This is a genomic window from Fodinibius sp. Rm-B-1B1-1 (assembly GCF_038594945.1).
Lineage (GTDB): Bacteria > Bacteroidota > Rhodothermia > Balneolales > Balneolaceae > Fodinibius > Fodinibius alkaliphilus.
Map to the genome: position 1 here is coordinate 243,010 of NZ_JBCFYD010000001.1, position 17,559 is coordinate 260,568.

The 17,559-nt window shown below is 42.1% G+C and carries 19 protein-coding genes and 1 tRNA gene; 5 read left to right on the forward strand and 15 right to left on the reverse strand.

Features of this window, described 5'->3' with window-relative positions; all coding sequences use genetic code 11:
* Positions 1-41 precede the first annotated feature (41 nt).
* Entirely contained in the window at positions 42-1,517 is a 1,476-nt protein-coding gene (locus tag AAFH98_RS01115; protein WP_342520824.1) for a phytoene desaturase, read from the forward strand.
* A gap of 127 nt (positions 1,518-1,644) precedes the next feature.
* Here the strand turns inward: AAFH98_RS01115 and AAFH98_RS01120 are convergent, their stop codons facing one another.
* Complete coding sequence (locus AAFH98_RS01120) at positions 1,645-3,195, reverse strand: acyl-CoA carboxylase subunit beta (protein WP_342520825.1); 1,551 nt, start codon at positions 3,193-3,195, stop codon at positions 1,645-1,647.
* Positions 3,196-4,794 carry a hypothetical protein gene (locus AAFH98_RS01125; RefSeq protein WP_342520826.1) on the reverse strand — a complete coding sequence of 533 codons (1,599 nt, stop codon included), beginning with the start codon at positions 4,792-4,794 and terminating at the stop codon, positions 3,196-3,198.
* Between the two features lie 172 nt (positions 4,795-4,966).
* Between AAFH98_RS01125 and AAFH98_RS01130 the strand changes: the two genes are divergently transcribed.
* Positions 4,967-5,596, forward strand: a complete 630-nt coding sequence (locus tag AAFH98_RS01130) for an ABC transporter ATP-binding protein (protein ID WP_342520827.1) — start codon at positions 4,967-4,969, stop codon at positions 5,594-5,596.
* A 9-nt stretch (positions 5,597-5,605) separates the two neighbouring features.
* Here AAFH98_RS01130 and AAFH98_RS01135 read toward each other — a convergent pair whose 3' ends face one another.
* The 3 genes from AAFH98_RS01135 to AAFH98_RS01145 all read right to left on the reverse strand — a co-directional run bounded on the left by AAFH98_RS01135 (position 5,606) and on the right by AAFH98_RS01145 (position 7,120).
* A complete protein-coding gene (locus tag AAFH98_RS01135; protein ID WP_342520828.1) occupies positions 5,606-5,785 on the reverse strand; it encodes a hypothetical protein in 180 nt (59 codons plus the stop codon).
* A gap of 5 nt (positions 5,786-5,790) precedes the next feature.
* Complete coding sequence (locus tag AAFH98_RS01140; RefSeq protein WP_342520829.1) at positions 5,791-6,684, reverse strand: MBL fold metallo-hydrolase; 894 nt, start codon at positions 6,682-6,684, stop codon at positions 5,791-5,793.
* 64 nt (positions 6,685-6,748) lie between these two features.
* Complete coding sequence (locus tag AAFH98_RS01145; RefSeq protein ID WP_342520830.1) at positions 6,749-7,120, reverse strand: co-chaperone GroES; 372 nt, start codon at positions 7,118-7,120, stop codon at positions 6,749-6,751.
* Between the two features lie 102 nt (positions 7,121-7,222).
* On the opposite strand from AAFH98_RS01145, the gene AAFH98_RS01150 reads away from it, so the two are divergent.
* Positions 7,223-8,074 carry an SDR family oxidoreductase gene (locus AAFH98_RS01150; RefSeq protein ID WP_342520831.1) on the forward strand — a complete coding sequence of 284 codons (852 nt, stop codon included), beginning with the start codon at positions 7,223-7,225 and terminating at the stop codon, positions 8,072-8,074.
* Here AAFH98_RS01150 and AAFH98_RS01155 read toward each other — a convergent pair.
* Both AAFH98_RS01155 and AAFH98_RS01160 read right to left on the reverse strand, forming a co-directional pair.
* Positions 8,066-8,572, reverse strand: coding sequence for a hypothetical protein (locus AAFH98_RS01155; protein WP_342520832.1), 507 nt, complete (start codon positions 8,570-8,572; stop codon positions 8,066-8,068). The genes AAFH98_RS01150 and AAFH98_RS01155 overlap by 9 nt on opposite strands.
* A 113-nt stretch (positions 8,573-8,685) precedes the next feature.
* Positions 8,686-8,850 (reverse strand): DUF1328 domain-containing protein, encoded by a 165-nt coding sequence (locus AAFH98_RS01160; RefSeq protein WP_342520833.1) that lies wholly within the window; start codon positions 8,848-8,850, stop codon positions 8,686-8,688.
* Positions 8,851-9,057: 207 nt separating this feature from the next.
* On the opposite strand from AAFH98_RS01160, the gene AAFH98_RS01165 reads away from it, so the two are divergent.
* Positions 9,058-9,873, forward strand: a complete 816-nt coding sequence (locus AAFH98_RS01165) for a tetratricopeptide repeat protein (RefSeq protein ID WP_342520834.1) — start codon at positions 9,058-9,060, stop codon at positions 9,871-9,873.
* Here the strand turns inward: AAFH98_RS01165 and AAFH98_RS01170 are convergent.
* On the reverse strand, positions 9,866-10,213 hold the full coding sequence (locus AAFH98_RS01170; RefSeq protein WP_342520835.1) for a hypothetical protein: 348 nt from the start codon (positions 10,211-10,213) through the stop codon (positions 9,866-9,868). The two genes, AAFH98_RS01165 and AAFH98_RS01170, sit on opposite strands and share 8 nt — an antisense overlap.
* A 66-nt stretch (positions 10,214-10,279) precedes the next feature.
* Between AAFH98_RS01170 and AAFH98_RS15040 the strand changes: the two genes are divergently transcribed.
* Positions 10,280-10,438, forward strand: a complete 159-nt coding sequence (locus AAFH98_RS15040) for a zinc ribbon domain-containing protein (protein WP_407935474.1) — start codon at positions 10,280-10,282, stop codon at positions 10,436-10,438.
* Positions 10,439-10,534: 96 nt separating this feature from the next.
* Here AAFH98_RS15040 and AAFH98_RS01175 read toward each other — a convergent pair.
* The 7 genes from AAFH98_RS01175 to AAFH98_RS01205 form a co-directional block, all read right to left on the reverse strand.
* Positions 10,535-10,608, reverse strand: a tRNA-Pro gene (locus AAFH98_RS01175).
* A gap of 57 nt (positions 10,609-10,665) precedes the next feature.
* Complete coding sequence (locus tag AAFH98_RS01180) at positions 10,666-12,069, reverse strand: hypothetical protein (protein WP_342520836.1); 1,404 nt, start codon at positions 12,067-12,069, stop codon at positions 10,666-10,668.
* 46 nt (positions 12,070-12,115) lie between these two features.
* Positions 12,116-12,511: a methylmalonyl-CoA epimerase gene (gene mce, locus AAFH98_RS01185; RefSeq protein WP_342520837.1), complete on the reverse strand. Its 396-nt coding sequence runs from the start codon at positions 12,509-12,511 to the stop codon at positions 12,116-12,118.
* Positions 12,512-12,526: 15 nt separating this feature from the next.
* Positions 12,527-14,131: a phosphoglycerate dehydrogenase gene (serA, locus tag AAFH98_RS01190; protein ID WP_342520838.1), complete on the reverse strand. Its 1,605-nt coding sequence runs from the start codon at positions 14,129-14,131 to the stop codon at positions 12,527-12,529.
* A 24-nt stretch (positions 14,132-14,155) separates the two neighbouring features.
* Positions 14,156-14,746, reverse strand: a complete 591-nt coding sequence (gene yihA / locus AAFH98_RS01195; protein WP_342520839.1) for a ribosome biogenesis GTP-binding protein YihA/YsxC — start codon at positions 14,744-14,746, stop codon at positions 14,156-14,158.
* Positions 14,746-16,248, reverse strand: a complete 1,503-nt coding sequence (gene purF / locus AAFH98_RS01200) for an amidophosphoribosyltransferase (protein ID WP_342520840.1) — start codon at positions 16,246-16,248, stop codon at positions 14,746-14,748. Before purF ends, yihA begins: the two co-directional genes overlap by 1 nt.
* A gap of 71 nt (positions 16,249-16,319) precedes the next feature.
* Positions 16,320-17,198: a mechanosensitive ion channel family protein gene (locus AAFH98_RS01205; RefSeq protein ID WP_342520841.1), complete on the reverse strand. Its 879-nt coding sequence runs from the start codon at positions 17,196-17,198 to the stop codon at positions 16,320-16,322.
* Positions 17,199-17,559: the final 361 nt, after the last annotated feature.

Here is a 17,559-nt window from a genome sequence, read left to right on the forward strand (position 1 = left end):
GTGGTTGTAGCATCAGCTATAATCCCATATAATGTATACCGATGAAGAAAAAAATTATTGTTATTGGCAGCGGGTTTGGTGGACTTGCAACAGCTTCGCGACTTCTATCCCGGGGACATAACGTTGAAATTTTTGAGAAGCGTGACAAGCCCGGAGGTCGTGCTTACGTGTACGAAATAGATGGCTTCAAGTTTGATGGCGGCCCTACAGTTATCACCGCTCCCTTTCTATTTGATGAAATTTTTGAGGCAGCCGGCAAAAAACGAGAAGAGTATTTTGAGCTTATCCCTTGTAACCCATTTTACCGTATATTTAATTCAGAAGGGCGAAAATTTGACTATAACGGGGATCATCAATTTGTTTTAAATGAAATCGAGCAGTGGAACCCTGCCGATAAAGAAGGATACACCAAATTCCTAAAGACAACGAAAGCAATTTTTCAGAAAGGCTTTGTAGAGTTAGCCGACCAACCTTTTCTGAGTTTGTGGGATATGATCAAAGTCGTGCCCGACCTCATTCGACTACAATCCCATAAAACAGTCTATAAATATATTTCTAAGTATATTGAAAATGACTTCCTTCGCAAGGTATTTTCTTTCCACCCGCTGCTTGTTGGCGGTAATCCCTTTGATACCACCTCCATCTACGCCATGATTCATTACCTCGAACGCGAATGGGGCGTTCACTATGCTATGGGAGGCACCGGATCTATTGTCAATGCCTTAGCAAAGCTTATTGAAGAACAGGGCGGCACCTTCCATTATGAGGCTGAAGTAGATGAAATTGCTATTTCCAATGGAAAGGCAACGGGCATCCGACTTAAGGATGGAACCGAACATTCTGCTGATCAAGTTGTTTCCAATGCTGATGTCGCTTTCACCTATCGAAATATGATCCCCGAGGCCGAACGCTCTACGTGGACGAACAAAAAAATTGAGCGTACAAAATACAGCATGTCCCTTTTTGTAATTTATTTTGGGACAAAAAAACGATACCTGGACTCAGAACTGGAGCACCATAACATCATTTTAGGGGAACGATATCAAGAACTACTTTCCGACATCTTCCATGACAAAAAGCTATCCGAAGACTTTTCTTTATATTTGCATATGCCTACAAAAACGGATCCTTCTCTTGCCCCCGAAGGGTGCGAAGGGTTTTACGTACTTTCTCCGGTCCCGCATTTAGATGGCGATACTGACTGGACCCAAAAAGCAAAACCCTATCGTGATGCCATTATTTCTTTCCTCGAGGAAAATTACCTTCCAAACTTAGAAGAAAACATTATAGTTGAGCATCATATTGATCCGCTCCATTTTCAAAACACGCTCAACAGTTACAAAGGATCTGCTTTTTCAGTAGAACCTATCCTCACCCAGTCAGCTTGGTTTCGTCCTCACAATAAATCCGAAGACGTCGATGATCTTTTCTTTGTAGGAGCAGGAACCCATCCCGGTGCTGGATTACCAGGCGTTCTTTCATCTGCCAAGATTGCCGAAGACCTTATTTGTAAATAAAATTGGTGATCTCATAAATCCATACGATCGCAACCTTAACAATTTGATGGAAAACACACTTTAAAAAATAAAGTCCCGTACACTTCTAAAGTATACGGGACGTAAACTTTTTTATACCTTATATCCTTTACAACGGTAGATTGTCATGCTTTTTCTGTGGAATATTATCCACCTTGTTTTCTGAAACTTCCAGCGCACGAATTAATTTTTCGCGTGTTTCGCTGGGTAGAATGACATTGTCAATAAAACCACGCTCCGCCGCTTTGTAAGGATGCGCAAACTCTTCTTTATAATAATCGATGAGTTCCTGCTCTTTAGCTTCGGGATCATCAGCCGCGGCTATTTCTTTGCGGAAAATAATCTCAACAGCTCCTTTTGGTCCCATTACCGCAATTTCGGCAGTAGGCCATGCTACATTATAATCCGCGCGGATATGCTTGGAATTCATTACATCATAAGCCCCTCCATACGCCTTACGGGTAATAACGGTCATCTTAGGTACCGTTGCCTCACAAAACGCATACAACAGCTTAGCACCATGCTTGATGATTCCACCCCATTCCTGATCCGTTCCGGGCAGGAATCCAGGTACATCTTCAAATGTAACCAGCGGGATATTAAAAGCGTCACAAAAACGTACAAACCGAGCACCTTTTAGCGAGGCATCAATATCAAGCACGCCAGCTAATGACAATGGCTGGTTAGCAACAACGCCCACACTTCGTCCATCGATATGTGCAAAGCCAACTACAAGATTCGTCGCATAATGTTCATGGACTTCCATAAACGAATCCTTATCCACAATTCCCTCAATAACATCCTTAATGTCATAGGGCTTATTGGGATTATCCGGGACAATATCATCAAGCTTTTTGGCTTTAGCAGGATCGGGATCTTTAGCTTCGGCTCGCGGGGGTTTTTCTTCGCAATTCTGTGGCACATACGTCAACAGTTTACGAAGCTCCTGCAAGCAGATAGCATCATTTTCTTCGGTAAAGTGCGCTACACCTGATTTCGAACCGTGCGCACTGGCCCCGCCCAATTCTTCAGACGTCACCTCTTCATGAGTTACCGTTTTCACCACATTGGGTCCCGTAACAAACATATAACTGGTATTTTTAACCATGAACACAAAATCGGTTAATGCAGGACTATATACTGCACCACCTGCACAAGGTCCCATCACGGCCGAAAACTGCGGCACCACCCCTGAGGCCATACTATTTCGATAGAAGACTTCTGCATACCCCCCCAGCGACGAAACACCTTCCTGGATACGAGCACCTCCCGAATCATTGAGACCAATAACAGGCACTCCATTTTTCATGGCCATATCCATGATCTTGCAAATTTTCTCAGCATGGGTCTCCGAAAGTGACCCGCCGAAAACCGTAAAATCCTGACTGAAAAGGTAAATAGGCCGACCGTGAATTTTAGCAAACCCTGTAACTACACCGTCACCGTCAATCTTCTTTTCATCCAATCCAAACTTATCACTTCGATGAGTTACAAAAGGGTCTATCTCCTCGAACGATCCCTTATCAACCAATAAATCAATACGTTCGCGCGCCGTCAACTTGCCCTTATCATGCTGCTTCTTAATGCGTTTTTCGCCACCGCCCTTTTGTGCATCTTCACGTTTCTGTTTCAGTCGCTCTACTTTTTTATCCGAAGCCATCTAATTTTCTTGTTTATTGCGATTTTGTTTCTCCAAAAAATAACTCTGCAGCTGATCGGTAAAATCCACCGCTGCCTCAGAGTACATATCAACTAAATTACGTTTGAAAATATCTTTCTCAATATACTTGCTGACATCCCGCCAACTATCATATGCAGCAATATCCTCTACAGCCTGATCAAAAGCCCGATCTGAGCCGCGGAATATCTCGTCCACAAAAAGCTGACGATCCTTTTCAAGGATGTCCATCAATTGCTTGATCTCCTTCTCCGAGGCATCCTCTTGTGTCAAATCAATAATCGGCTCATCAATAAACCCATCTTCATCAAGCTCGGCCTCCTGCTCTTTTTGGTACTCCTCAATCTCCTCATCACTCATAAACCGCATCCAGATAGGCGTTTCGCCGCTATCTTCCTCACCAGATTCGACTCTTTCCTCAAGCTCTATATCATTATTCTGAACCTCATCAGGAGAAGAGACATTCAATTCGGCAGCATTCTCTTTCTCCTCTTCTTCATCTTCAGAAACTCCATCAGAATGCTCTTGATCCCCGATATCCTCTTCCTGCTCATCAGACGTATCTACATCATTCTCATCTGATATAACCTCCTTTTCTTCATCTGCAAACTCTTGTTTCGAGGTATCCTCATCCTTAAAAACTGTATTTAACGTGTTCTCCTCTTCTTCATGACCGTTATTCCCGGGAGAATAATCTTCTGATGGTACATTGTTAGCAGGAGATCCATCGCCATCACTTTCAGAAGAATCATTATTCTCATCCATTTCTTCTATATCAGCAGTAACAGAAACCTCATTCTTCTCTTCAGCAGGCTGATCTTCAAACAAAGATGACTGATCATCTTCATACCCTTCAAAATTGAGCAGATCGGGTGAGGAAAGCGTTTCAATAAATTCCGCCCTGCTCAAGGTCGTATTCATCAAATCGATTTTCTTCGCTATCCGAGGCATATTTTTATCCTCATAAAACAAGCGCAACAAATTAGTATCAATTCCATCATCCACCAACTGGAAAAGCGGCTCCAGCAACTGTGCCCAATTTAACGGAGAATAGCCAGCTGTAAGTTTTTCATCAGCTTTGGTTATAATGGATCGACACCGTTTTTTACTCAACGTTTCTAAGTTCTTCTTTTCAAGATACCGAGATATCAAAACGGCAAAATGTCGATATATTACAATCCCCTCTAATCGTTCCATGACCTTCGTCGCTGGAAGTTCATCCTTCGTCCCAAAAATTACTTCCGGAACATTCTTTCGAGGCTGCACCAACATCTCTACAACATCCGAAACAGCCGTTTCTATCACTGCTTGTCCATAACTGGCTGGCAACCGCGCCTCATCGCGAATAGCATCGATAAACTGTTGCCACGCATCAAGAACGGCATCAGCCTGGGTATTAGCCCAATCAGTTTTCGGAATAATCATAGACTCCGAAAGATTACGCTTTAACTCAACCCGGATACGCCGCACAATAAAAGATGGGAAACCCCACGACCGAAGTTCTTCCAATCGATAGTATTGATCGTTTTCGGGTAAACGATCAGTCAAATTCTGTGTTATTTGCTGTATAATTTGTCGCATAATTTTTGGAAAATATATTGTCTAACGGAAGGCAATACAACCGAAGAACGGCTCAATATGTTAAATCCTGAGAATCTTTTGAAATATGCTTTTATAAATGAGTAGTTTTGCCCACAATATTTCATTTCAACTTTTGATTTAGGATTTAAGAATCCATTATTACCTTTGATATATGATTACGTTATCCGTTAAACAGCTAAAAAAATCTTTTGGTCCGAAGATAATTTTCTCAAATGTAACGTTCGACCATCAATCTAAGCCACTTGGCATTTCGGGTTCGAACGGTTCAGGCAAATCAACTTTTTTAAAGTGCCTTTCTGGACTCCTTGCTCCCAGCCGGGGCATGATACAGTGGAAATATAACGGAAGCCCGCTCAAGTCGACAGTACTTAAACAGAAGCTGGGATATGCTGCGCCCTATATTAATCTTTATAATGAACTAAGCTGCGCAGAGAATCTTCACTTTATTGCAAAAATGCGCCACCAAAATGATATAAAATCTTCTATCGATTTATGGATTTCCAAAGTGGGATTAGATGCTGTAAGCGACCAACCATTTGGAAAACTATCTACCGGGCAGCAACAGCGATTGCGACTGGCCTCGTCCCTCTTTTATGATCCAGATATTCTCCTTTTGGATGAACCGGGATCAAACCTGGATGCATCGGGACGTCATTTGATCCAAGAAATTGCTGAAGCATACGACACGCCAGAGAAACTGCTTATCATTGCTTCCAATAATCCTGATGAGCTCGACCTTTGCGAACGCCAATTTTCAATTGCAGAAGAAACATTCGTCTGAATCCGCTTTTTACTTTTCTAAATCAACCTGACATGTTTCTCCTTGGCAACACTCCTGTACGTTGATACCACAATTTGCACACTGTCCATGCCCGTGAACCCACACCAACGGTGCCTCTACGCCACAATAGGTACAACGTCGTTTGTCTTGAGATTTATCTTCTGCCATTAATTGAATCTCATCAGCCATAACTACTATTCCATCAATTCTTCGTAGGCTACGCCCAAATTATCCGAAAGTGTCCAAAAGTCAGCATATAAAAAATGCTCAAAATCCGGAAGTTCCTTCATATCCGTAATTTCTTCTTTACTTTTCCCCTTATCAATACCATTCTGGGCATGCTCTAACACCGCTGATAAGTAATTTTTCATCACCCCAAGGTCTTTCGCTTCTCCGGTAATACCGTACTCCGGCTTCGCGTGCCCAAAAATATAGATTGCATCAGCAGGATATTTATCCGCCACCGTTGAAAGAATGTTGATCCAATTTTGCATCGAAGCACCCGAAGGACGATCTGTATAGGGATTCATCCGATTAAACACCAGGTCTCCCATATGAACGACATTGGCTTTCTCAAAATAGATAACCGAATCTCCGCTGGTATGTCCGGCCCCGTAATATTTAGCATGCACAGTTTCATCCCCCAGATCCATTCGCCAACTTTTAGTATACGTAGTTGTTGGGTAGGCCGTATTACCCTCCCCATCACTCTCCTTATTCGCTTTTTTCATCAGCGACGGAACATTTTCATGCCCCACCATCTTTTCAGCTACTCCTTTAAAAGTTGGATTTCCGCCTGTGTGATCGCCGTGGTGATGGGTATTGATAAGCAGATCCAATGGCTGATCTGTTTTATCGCGTAAACTGTTCAGACAATGCTGAGCCGTTTCGGGATATTGCGAATCGATGACGGCCAAGGCATCATCAGAGGCCAACCAGCCAATGGTTCCTCCACGCTCAGTAAAATACCCCACATTGCGACGAAGACTCGTGAAACTGGGCTGGCTATTTGCAAATAATGATTTAAATGGAAGGGCAGTACCAGCTGCCAATAATGAGGAGCGCAGTAAAAATTGACGTCGATCCATAATTAAACGGAGTTTATTAAAAGTAAAAGGTACAGTAATAAACCTAATCGCTACTAAATCATTCCTAAACAGTCATATCATCTCTAATCAACAGTAGTATAGCCGCATGAGGACAGATCAGGTACTTTTCATTTTCAAACTCAATTTCATGGGTTTGATCCTTAATAAAAATCGCCAGATCCCCTTCCTGAGCCTGCATCCCAATATATTTCGTCTCGCTTGTTTCTTTCCACGCTTCATCTACCTCATTGGATGGAATAGGATAGCCCGGACCTGTTTTTACCACATACCCACTATGAATTTCTTCTTTTTCCTTAACGGTAGCAGGTAATACCAATCCACTTTTCGTGCGCGTTTCCATATCACGCGGTTTTATAAGTACTCGATCGCCAACGACTATAAATTTTTCTACTGAATTCAGATATTCTTGAATCATCGTATAAATTTAATATTCGAATATTCTTTTGTTAAACGCCTAAAGTTAACGTCTTTGTGTAACAATCTGAATAAAAGATTCACTCCATAAATTTATTTTACCATGGATTTAAATAACAAACTTTGTGTAGTTACGGGAGCTAACTCGGGCATTGGTAAAGAAACGGTTCGTAGCTTTGCAGCTGATGGAGCTTACATAATTATGGTATGCCGAAATGAGAAACGTGCCCAGCAAGCACGTCAGGATATCATTGAAGATACCGGGAATACCGGTATAGAAATTGTGCTGGCTGACCTTGCCATTCAACACGATGTTCGATTAGCCGCCCAACAAATTACCAACCAATTTGACCAAATTAATATCTTGGTTAATAATGCCGGGCTTATAGCTGACAAACGCGAAGAAACCGTTGATGGAATCGAAAAGACACTGGCTGTTAATCACCTGGCACCTTTTCTACTTACCAATTTACTTTGGGATCATCTTCAAAAAGCCAATGAAACGCGTGTGATCAATGTTTCCTCAGAAGTACATCGAATAGGGGCTAAATGTTTTGATATTAATGATCTTCAGCTTACGGAAAACTATTCGCCCATGAATGCCTATGGCGTTTCGAAGTTATGCAATATCATGTTTACGCACGAATTAGCCAAGCGAAGCAAAGATAATACTATCGCAGCATATAGCCTACATCCCGGCGTAGTGCGCACCCAACTGGCCGAGGAGGCCGGATGGGCCATGAAACTTTTCTACTGGATTGGAAAACCCTTTATGCGTTCACCGAAATCCGGGGCCGAAACTACGATCTATTTAGCCACTTCAAACGACCTTTCCTCTAAAAATGGGAAGTATTTCAAAAACAAAAAGGTTACTAAACCTTCAGCTATAGCTTATGACAATGAAATTACAGCTCAACTTTGGGATCGCAGCGAGAAATTGACGGGATTATCCTAATACAAAAAATCGTTTCATTCGAATTTTCCGGGACCGCCAAATTAATTTTCCGACTACTTCGGCTGAGATATCCTGCTCATAAAAATCTTCCTTGGGATCTTCCGCCGGAATCTTTTGTTTAGCTTCATCCAAATGCAAGTTATCTAAAAACAGCTTAAGCTGCTTGCGATTGTAGTGCGAATACCGACTTTCCAGTGCCTGGAATATTTCTGGCCAAAGCTCTGGGTGGGCCGACCATTCGATACCTAAACCCACGGCATTCTCAGGCGCATTTTCGCCCAGACAGATATTTAACCGTTCTTTAATATCTGCAGGTACGGGCTCATGACGCAGCAGTTTAGGACCCAAATCCTCATCATTAGCTCTGGGAAAAAAACTCTTCCACATCTGGTTTGTATAAGGATGATGGTAATATACCTCATACTTTTTGGAATCCTTCCGCAGCTGTTTCATCTCATCTATGAGGGCAATCTGCTTATCGTGATCAATGATATACATATTAACTTCTTTTTATTTAGGGTTTTATCCCCATGCCGAACGCTAAAACTCTGTTGCGAATAGTTACAGGTAATACATACAGATTTCCTGCCCATTTGTTCCCGCTCACAACATCACACCTTGGATCGGCGGCCGAAAATAAGTGAGATCACAAATAAGACAATGAAAACATAAAATAAAATTTCAGCAATACCTGCGGCCGTACCCGCAATACCTCCAAACCCAAAAACCGCTGCTATAATAGCAATAACTAAAAATGTAATACTCCACCGTAGCATAACTCCCTCCTTTATTCCGTTCTAATTGACCTACACTTTTAAGTCGTGCCATTAAAAATGCACGATTAACTTATTAGTTTTAGCACGTTATAGGATCTTTTGTTCCTTGCGATTACTTTAACAGTTAAGATAGCATTGTACTAATTGCTATGTATAACTGATAATTCATTCTGCTATTAAAGCTAATCACATCATTAGAGCACTATTATGAGAAGATTCTATGTTACCCAACCTTCCTTTTTGCGGATTACTTTTCTCTCAATCTGTGCAGTTTTGCCTTCACTTTCTGCATCCACTATACAAGCCCAAGACCTATCAGACCGTGGCAAACAATTTTATGAACAGCGCCATGCCGAGGCTGATTCATTTCGAGCCAACCCTACAAATATTAATCAAGCAATCGAGATTTTTGAAGAATCGTTACAACAGAATATAAAACCTGAACAATCAGCCACGTACCTTCTTCGCTCCTACTACTTTAAAGGTATGTATACCGGGCTTACTGAAGATCAAAAGAAAGAAGTTTATCAAAAGGGAAAAGACTTCGGAGAACAAATGATAGAACAGTTTCCCAATTCCGTCCCCATAAAATTCTGGTATGCTGCTAACCTCGGACGCTGGGCCGATGTCCATGGCTTCGTAAAAGCTGCTACAAGCGGGATATCCCAAAAGCTACGGCGTATTTGTGAAGACATCATCAAAAATGATCCCCAGTATCAAGGGGGCGGCGGGTATCGTATTCTTGCCCAAGTGCATTTCTACTCTCCCCATATCCCAATCGTTATGGGATGGCCCTCTAAAGAAAAAGCACTCGAACTCGTTGAAAGAGCATTGGCCGTGGATTCAAACCACCCAAGCAATCGCATCCTTTACGCTCAAATTTTATTGGAATTAGATAATCGAGAAGAGGCTCGCAAACAACTTCAGCAATTACAACAAATGCGTCCGCGTCCATCACATACTGTTGAAGATTATTACGTACAACACCGCAGCCGCGAGCTCTTAGAGAAGCATTTTAATTAAACAGTTTAAATATGAAACGAATCATTTCTTTAGGCAACTGTTCCTCGGTAATTCTGCCATTAATTTCTTCATCAGCAATCGTAATTGCTCCATTATAAGACAAAGCAACTTCATCATTATGGTCATCCGGATTTATCACCGTCAATCTAACCTCACTTTCGCCATGGTTTTGGACTTCTATTGATGAAACCGAAACCGAGAAATCAAGCATGGGATCTTTAAATCCACCACCAGTATCAATAGCCGAAAACTCTAAGAAAATAGGTTGTCGATCTTCTACGGCAATATCCTGACCATCAATTTGTAGATCTTCGAGTAGTGCCTGCGTTTGTATTTTCATTTCTTCATCGTCTTATGTTACTTTTTGGATGTCCAATGATAGGTAAGTTCACGATCTATAGAAAACATGGATAAAAAAGAATGTCCCGGCTGTGCAGTAGAGATTGATGCGGATGCAGAAGTATGTCCTATCTGCGGGTATGAGTTTCCAAGCCAGCCATTAAGCCTTCAAATTGTGGCCTGGGTGATGATCATATTGTTGCTACTATATTGGGTGGTGTTTTGAATAACAATGCAATAACAGTCAGTACGTTTTTGCATTATCTCTAAAACAAAAAAGGCCTTTCAACAGCTCATGAAAGCTACCAAAAGACCTTAATAGTCGGGACGACTGGATTTGAACCAGCGACCTCACGACCCCCAGTCGTGCGCTCTACCTGGCTGAGCCACGTCCCGATTAAGACTCACAAAGATAGGGTTATCAGTTCCAAAACTCAATAAAATTATACTTGATTATTCTACCCTTATTTCTGCGGTATCAGCTATTACACGACCACCATGCACATATTTATCATGTGAATTAGCATTTAGTGTAACCCGCAAAGAGTGAGAACCTCGGGAAAGATCTGAAATATGATACCAACGACTATAAATACGTGCTCGTTTTTCTCCATCAACGTATAAATGGGCATGCCCTTCGCCCGGCACATGAGCCGTCCCAAACTTCTCGGGGGCAAAAGAAAACGCTTGGGTATCGAGTCTGAGATTCCAACCCGACAGGCTGTCTTTCTCAACATGAATATCAATCGCAGGAACTTGGGATGAATCCGCAATCATAACCTGCCCGGAATGCATACCCTGATCAGCAGAAAACTCGTCATATTGATGCCATGCACTATACGTATAAGCTGAAATCAGAATGGCAAGAATAACCAGAAAATTAACAGCTCCAAATGCCATTCGAAGTCCCAACCGCTTATGGAAAGTAATAGGTGCTTTATAAATTTTTCCTGGTCCCTCTAACAAAAAGACAATCAGCGCGCCGTGAATAAGCGTATGCCCAATCACTTCCAGTTTTCCAAACACCATCGTTGTGGTAAAAAATACGAGTGTTATTACCAGGGCTAATGGACGTTGTAGCAGGCAAATGATCAGCAGATAACCCAGCGCAAACTCAACAAATGCGGCTCCTATAAGGAAAAAACCCAAATCAAAACCCATCGTCAATTGTGGATTTTGCTGCAAGACATACAACCCCCACTGCGGATAAATAATTTTTTCCAAAGCTACCCAACATAGCGAAAACCCAACCGTCAAATATAATGCCGGCAATCCTGTTCCCCGAATACCTTTATCAGCACTGTTAGCCACGATCAGGTAATAGCCCGCTCCGGCATACATTGGGTAATCCAGCATATGAAAAATGCCGAACTCATAAATCCCAATACCATACAGTACAATTAATCCCAGTCCGGCCAGTGGCACCGTTTTTCGGAAAAGTAACAGCAATGCTAACAAAAACTGAAACCAGCCAATCCATGCTGAAGAAATATTCAGTTCCGGCACCAGCATCGCATCAGCCTGCCAAGAGAGTAGTAATACTGCGCCAGCGGTAACCCGAATGATCGTAAGGCTATGTTCACTTTGAGCGCTCAACCACTCATCAACTTTCCGGAACCATACCGTTTCCTTTAGCTGGCGATCGAAATACACCAGCAACGAAATGACTATCATACTCAATACAAGGAGTGAAATAAAGGTGGCATCAACTGCCTGATCCAACGTTAATGGCTTATCAGAAAAACTGAAATTGCTAAACCATTTTACATGTGCCCATGCTGTAGCTTGCTGAAAGAAAAGGAGTCCTATTAATGCTACTATGAACTTATAAACATCGACTCTCTGTAAAAAACGCATAATCAATTATATCTTATCCCAGTCTAAATATTAAAGAATAAGTTTATTATATCGACTGGCACAATTCAACCAATACCCCATTATTATCTTTGGGATGAACAAAAGCCACTAACTTATTATCGGCACCACGGCTGGGTTCGTCACTGAGTACCGTAAACCCTTCATTGCGAAGACGTTCCAGCTCAGCATTGATATCGTCCACCTCAAAAGCTACATGGTGCATACCCTCACCTTGCTTGGCCACATACTTGGCAATGACCGAGTCTGGATCAGTCGCGCCCAACAGCTCCACTTTTGATTCTCCCGTCCGAAAAAAAGCTGTTTCCACCTTTTGATCTTCCACCACCTCACGCTTATAACATTCCCCATTCAGTAACTTTTGGTAGGTTTCTACCGCCTCTTCTAAATCGTCAACCGCTATGCCAATGTGATCAATGTGCATATCAATACTCGCTTATTATTTTATCCCATTAAAAGGTAAACTTACATACTGTAATGAACGGATACCCTCCAGGTTAAGGATAGGCTTCAACTCTTCCTCGGATAGATGTTTATCCACAGAAACTGCTGTAATCGCGTTTTCTCCCTTCTTCGTTCGCCCTAAGCTAAGGTTTGCAATATTAATATCTTGATCAGCCAGTGCGCTACTCACAGATGCAAGCATTCCAGGCTTATCTACATTTTGGTACATGATGATATCCCCCTCAAGCCGAAGCTCAATACCAAAGCCATCAATCTCTACAATACGATAGTCATTATCTCCAAAAACGGTTGCTGAAATCTGTTTATAGGCCGAGCCCTCACCAAGCTTAATAGTGATCAGATCATTAAACGTCTTGGTTTGACTGGCTGTAGTTTCACGAATATTCAATCCACGCTCCTCAGCAAAATGCCGTGCATTAATAAGGTTTACCGACTCGCTTATCTGTTGTTTGAGAATTCCCTTCAAAATCGAATCGGTCAATATATCAGCAAATTTGGTACATGTACCGCTGTATTCAAACGAAAATTCGTCAGCATTTTCGGGTGCCAACTGAATAGCCACGTTTCCAAGTTTCTCTGCCAGCCGTAAATACGGTTGCACCTCTTTATTTGCAATCAACGAAATAGACTTTCCATTAAGACTGCCTTTAAAGCTTTTCTGCTCTAAAGCATCCACCATCTGATGGGCAATCTGCTCGGCCACCTTTTCCTGGGCTTCTTCAGTCGAAGCTCCCAAGTGAGGTGTAGTAATGACCTGCGGATGATTCAATAGCTCATATAATTCGTCCGTAGGAGGCTCACTGGAATATACATCCAATGCAATGCCCGATACATAACCTTCTTCAATAAGCGAATCCAGATCTTCTTCTCTGTAGATGCCGCCCCGAGCACAATTAATCAACCTGATGCCTTTTTTTAACTTATCAGCATTAGCCATTGAAATCATATTCTTCGTCTTCTCCGTCAGCGGCGTATGTACCGTCAGAAAATCAGTTTGGCCCAACAGTTCATCCAGCTCTAATAATTCGATACCCAAACTTTCGGCTTTCTCAACAGAGGCAAAAGGATCATAAGCTTTTATCGTCATACCAAACTCCTTCATCCGCTTGGCTACTTCACTACCAATCTTGCCCAATCCAACAATACCCAATGTCTTGTTGTGAACTTCAATCCCCATATATTTTTTACGGTCCCAGCCACCGCTTTTCACTTTCTGTACCGACTGGGGAATATTCCGAGCCAGGGCCAAAATCATTCCACACGTATGTTCAGCGGTAGAAATGGTATTGCCATCAGGAGTATTCATCACCAGCACACCACGCGCCGTTGCCGCATCAATATCTATATTATCAACACCGACGCCGGCACGACCTACAACTTTTAGATTTTCTGCCGCTTTAAGTACTTCAGAAGTCACATCGGTTGAGCTGCGAACGACAATACCATCGTACGATTTTATCTCATCATATAAAGCTTGTCCACTTAAATTTTGATTTCGAACAACTTCAACCCCTCGTTCGGCAAACACTTCTTCGCATCGTTCATCAACACTATCAAGCAACAGGACTTTATATGACATGGCAGTATGCTAATACAATTGCTGTTAAAATTCAGCAAACTCTGTTATTAACTCCTTCACTTCTCCAATTCCCTTATTGTCTTTGGTAGAGCTGACAATAATCGGTACTTCAATATTCATTTCATCCAAGATGCGTTTAAGCCGAAACTTGGATTGTTGCTGCTTATTATACGATAACTTATCGGCCTTGGTCAAAACGATTGAAAACGGCAATCGATTCGTTCCCAACCAGTAGAAAAATTCTTCATCCAAATCGCTGGGCTCATGACGAATATCTACTAAATGTAATACTAATCGAAGGGTCGATCTTTCCAACAGATAATCACGAATATCACGCCCCCAACGTTCCCGCTCTTCTTTTGATACCTGGGCATAGCCAAATCCAGGTAGGTCAACCAAAAACAGTTTGTCATCCACCCGGTAATAATTCATCTGTTGCGTTTTGCCCGGCACATTACTGGTACGCGCCAGTCCCTTATGATCAACCAGTGCATTAATCAGTGAGGACTTCCCCACATTCGATCGACCTGCAAAGCAGATCTCGGGGAAATAGGGCTCAGGACAAACATCCAGTGAAGGTGCACTTGTTACGAAAGCTGATTTCTTGAATGGCATTATATGATCTCGTTATCCTCTTTCTCGATACCAAAGTTAACCGGCACAGGATAATTCTCGGTAAAGCAGGCCGTACAATATCCTTTGGGGGATACATTGGCCTCTTTTACAGCATTAACCAACCCATCCGGCGATAAATATCGAAGGCTATCTACGCCAATTTCCTTCGCCATTGCTTCAATATCACGATCAAAACGATTTGCCATCAACTCTTTGGGAGTAGGAAAATCCATCCCGTAATAACAGGGACTAATAATGGGTGGCGAACTAACCAAAAAATGTACTTCAGCCGGATTATCTTTCCTAATCATATTCACAAGATATCGCGATGTCGTTCCACGCACAATCGAGTCATCCACAATAATAACTGAGCGACCTTCAATAACTCCTTGTACCGTATTAAATTTGGTTCGTACTTTTTGATCACGGGATTTCTGTCCCGGTGAAATAAAGGTACGCCCTACATAGTGGTTTCTGATCAAGCCAATTTCAAACTTGCACTCTCGTCCGTATTTCTGATTCTCGTGGACATATCCCAATGCCGCTGTATTGCTGGAGTCGGGCACAGAAATCACAATAGGCTTTTTGTCGGAAGGTGAATTCTTCACCACCTCATCAATGGGATGTTCTTTGGCCAAATATTTGCCCAGGTTTCGACGAACCTTATCAACATTTTCGCCAAATATCTTGCTGTCGGGACGTGAAAAATAGACATATTCAAAAATACACTGACTGGTATCCGTCCCATATTCCGCATTCAGCTGATACGACTCTGGCTCGGAATCAGCCGTAGCATCTTGATCCATCACCAGTACTTCACCAGGCTCAATATCGCGGATATACTCCGCATCAATAATATCGAAAGCACACGTTTCACTGGCCACACAATATGAGCCGTCAACCTTCCCCAGCGCGAGCGGGCGAAATCCATTGGGATCACGCACAGCAATAAGTTTCTCGTCCGTCAACATCACCAAGCTGTACGCGCCCTCAACCTCTTCAAGCGCATCCAAGACCTGTTCCAACTGCGTTTCTTTTTTGCTGTGAGATATCAGGTGCAAAATCAGTTCGGTATCAGACGTACTCTGAAAAAGTACCCCCTCTTCTCTGAACCGCTCCCGCAGCTGCTTCGCGTTGGCCAAGTTTCCATTATGACCAATACCAATATTGCCACTTCGATAATGAACGCGAAACGGCTGTATATTAGCCGGATTCTTAGAGGCTCCAGTCGTAGAATACCGATTATGACCGATGGCCGCTGTGCCTTTCAACTCATCATCAAAAACTTCTTGGTCATCAAAAACATTAAGGACTAATCCAAAATCGCGGTGCGCTGGCATCACCCAACGACCTTGATCCTCATCATAATGAGAAGTTACAATTCCCGCTGACTCTTGTCCTCGGTGCTGAAGGGCATGCAGCCCATAATAGGTGAGTAGTGCTGCGTCGGGATGGTTTTGCATCCCAAAAATGCCGCAATAATCGCGTGGCTTATCGATCATTTAGCTAAGTATAAAGAATTGGTTTCCAGTGATTAGAAAGGTAATAAAAATAGCACAGTATGTGGTAAAAATTATTTATTATCAGTAGCCCTATTTTGAAGGTATACATCCAACTCATTCATATCCACAGCGGTCGAAACTTCCGAACTTAACGTAAAGTTGTGCTTAATCAGTGTTGTTCGAGCCCTATCCATAAGCTGTGATTTTAAATTCGACAACAAGACTTCTTGTCTCTTAACATCAACCTTAATCCAAAAGTACACCGTTAGTTCGATATAGCTTGGAGTAAAACCTGTAATTAAAACATTGGGAGACGGATTTACAGTCAACTTCTGCTCCTGCTTTAACATGTCCAGCAATATTTTACAGGCGTTTTGGGCATCATCACGATAATCAATACCTATAACAAATGATCCGCGACGAAGTCCGTCACGTGTATAATTGAATAATGGTTTGGCAAGCAATTGCGAACTTGGAACAAACACATCGCAACCGTTAGCAGTGCGAATGTGAGTATGCCGCAGTTCAATATTTTTAACCCGCCCCATAATACCTTCAGTTTCAATAAGGTCGCCATTCGTAAACGGTCGACTAAATGCCATAAAAAAACCGGCCAGAAAGTTTTCTCCGATATCCTTAAAAGCAAAACCCAATATCACAGCAGTAATTCCACCACTGGCCAAAATACTGGCAGCAACTCCATAAAGACCAATAATATTTAACGCTATTAATATTCCGATTATAAAGACAAAACCATAAATTAGCTTACCAAAAAACTGTACATTTGAGGAGTTAATAGGCGATCGATCTAAGACTTTCTGATATACTCTCTTTGCCCCGCGAGCCAGAAAATGGAACACAATAAGTGTCAACAGGGCAAACATCAGCTCGGGAAGCCGTTCCATAACCTCTTCGAAAAGACCTTCAAACTTAGAATATAATATATCCATAACGCTTTATTTTCCTTAGATGATCTTTTAAGAAAGAGAAAAGTTTATAACTATGGAAGCTAATTTTGGAATACGGAATAAAAATATGCTGACTCTTTGAAAGGAATGGATATTACCTTTTATCGAACTGGTTATCATTCACACACTTCTATTTGATCAGCTCGTCATGCCTACAGGGTTTTGTAGTTAACAATCTCTCAGGAAATGTCAGCTTTTGTAAAAGCCCTATGTTTAGCGAGGTACCCCATTGATTCCTACGCGAGGTAAAATCCACGTAATACTGATCAATGAATTCGCTATATATAATATAAGTATCAAACATTTCACCAATAAAAAAAGCTCTCGCAGGATTATCTGCAAG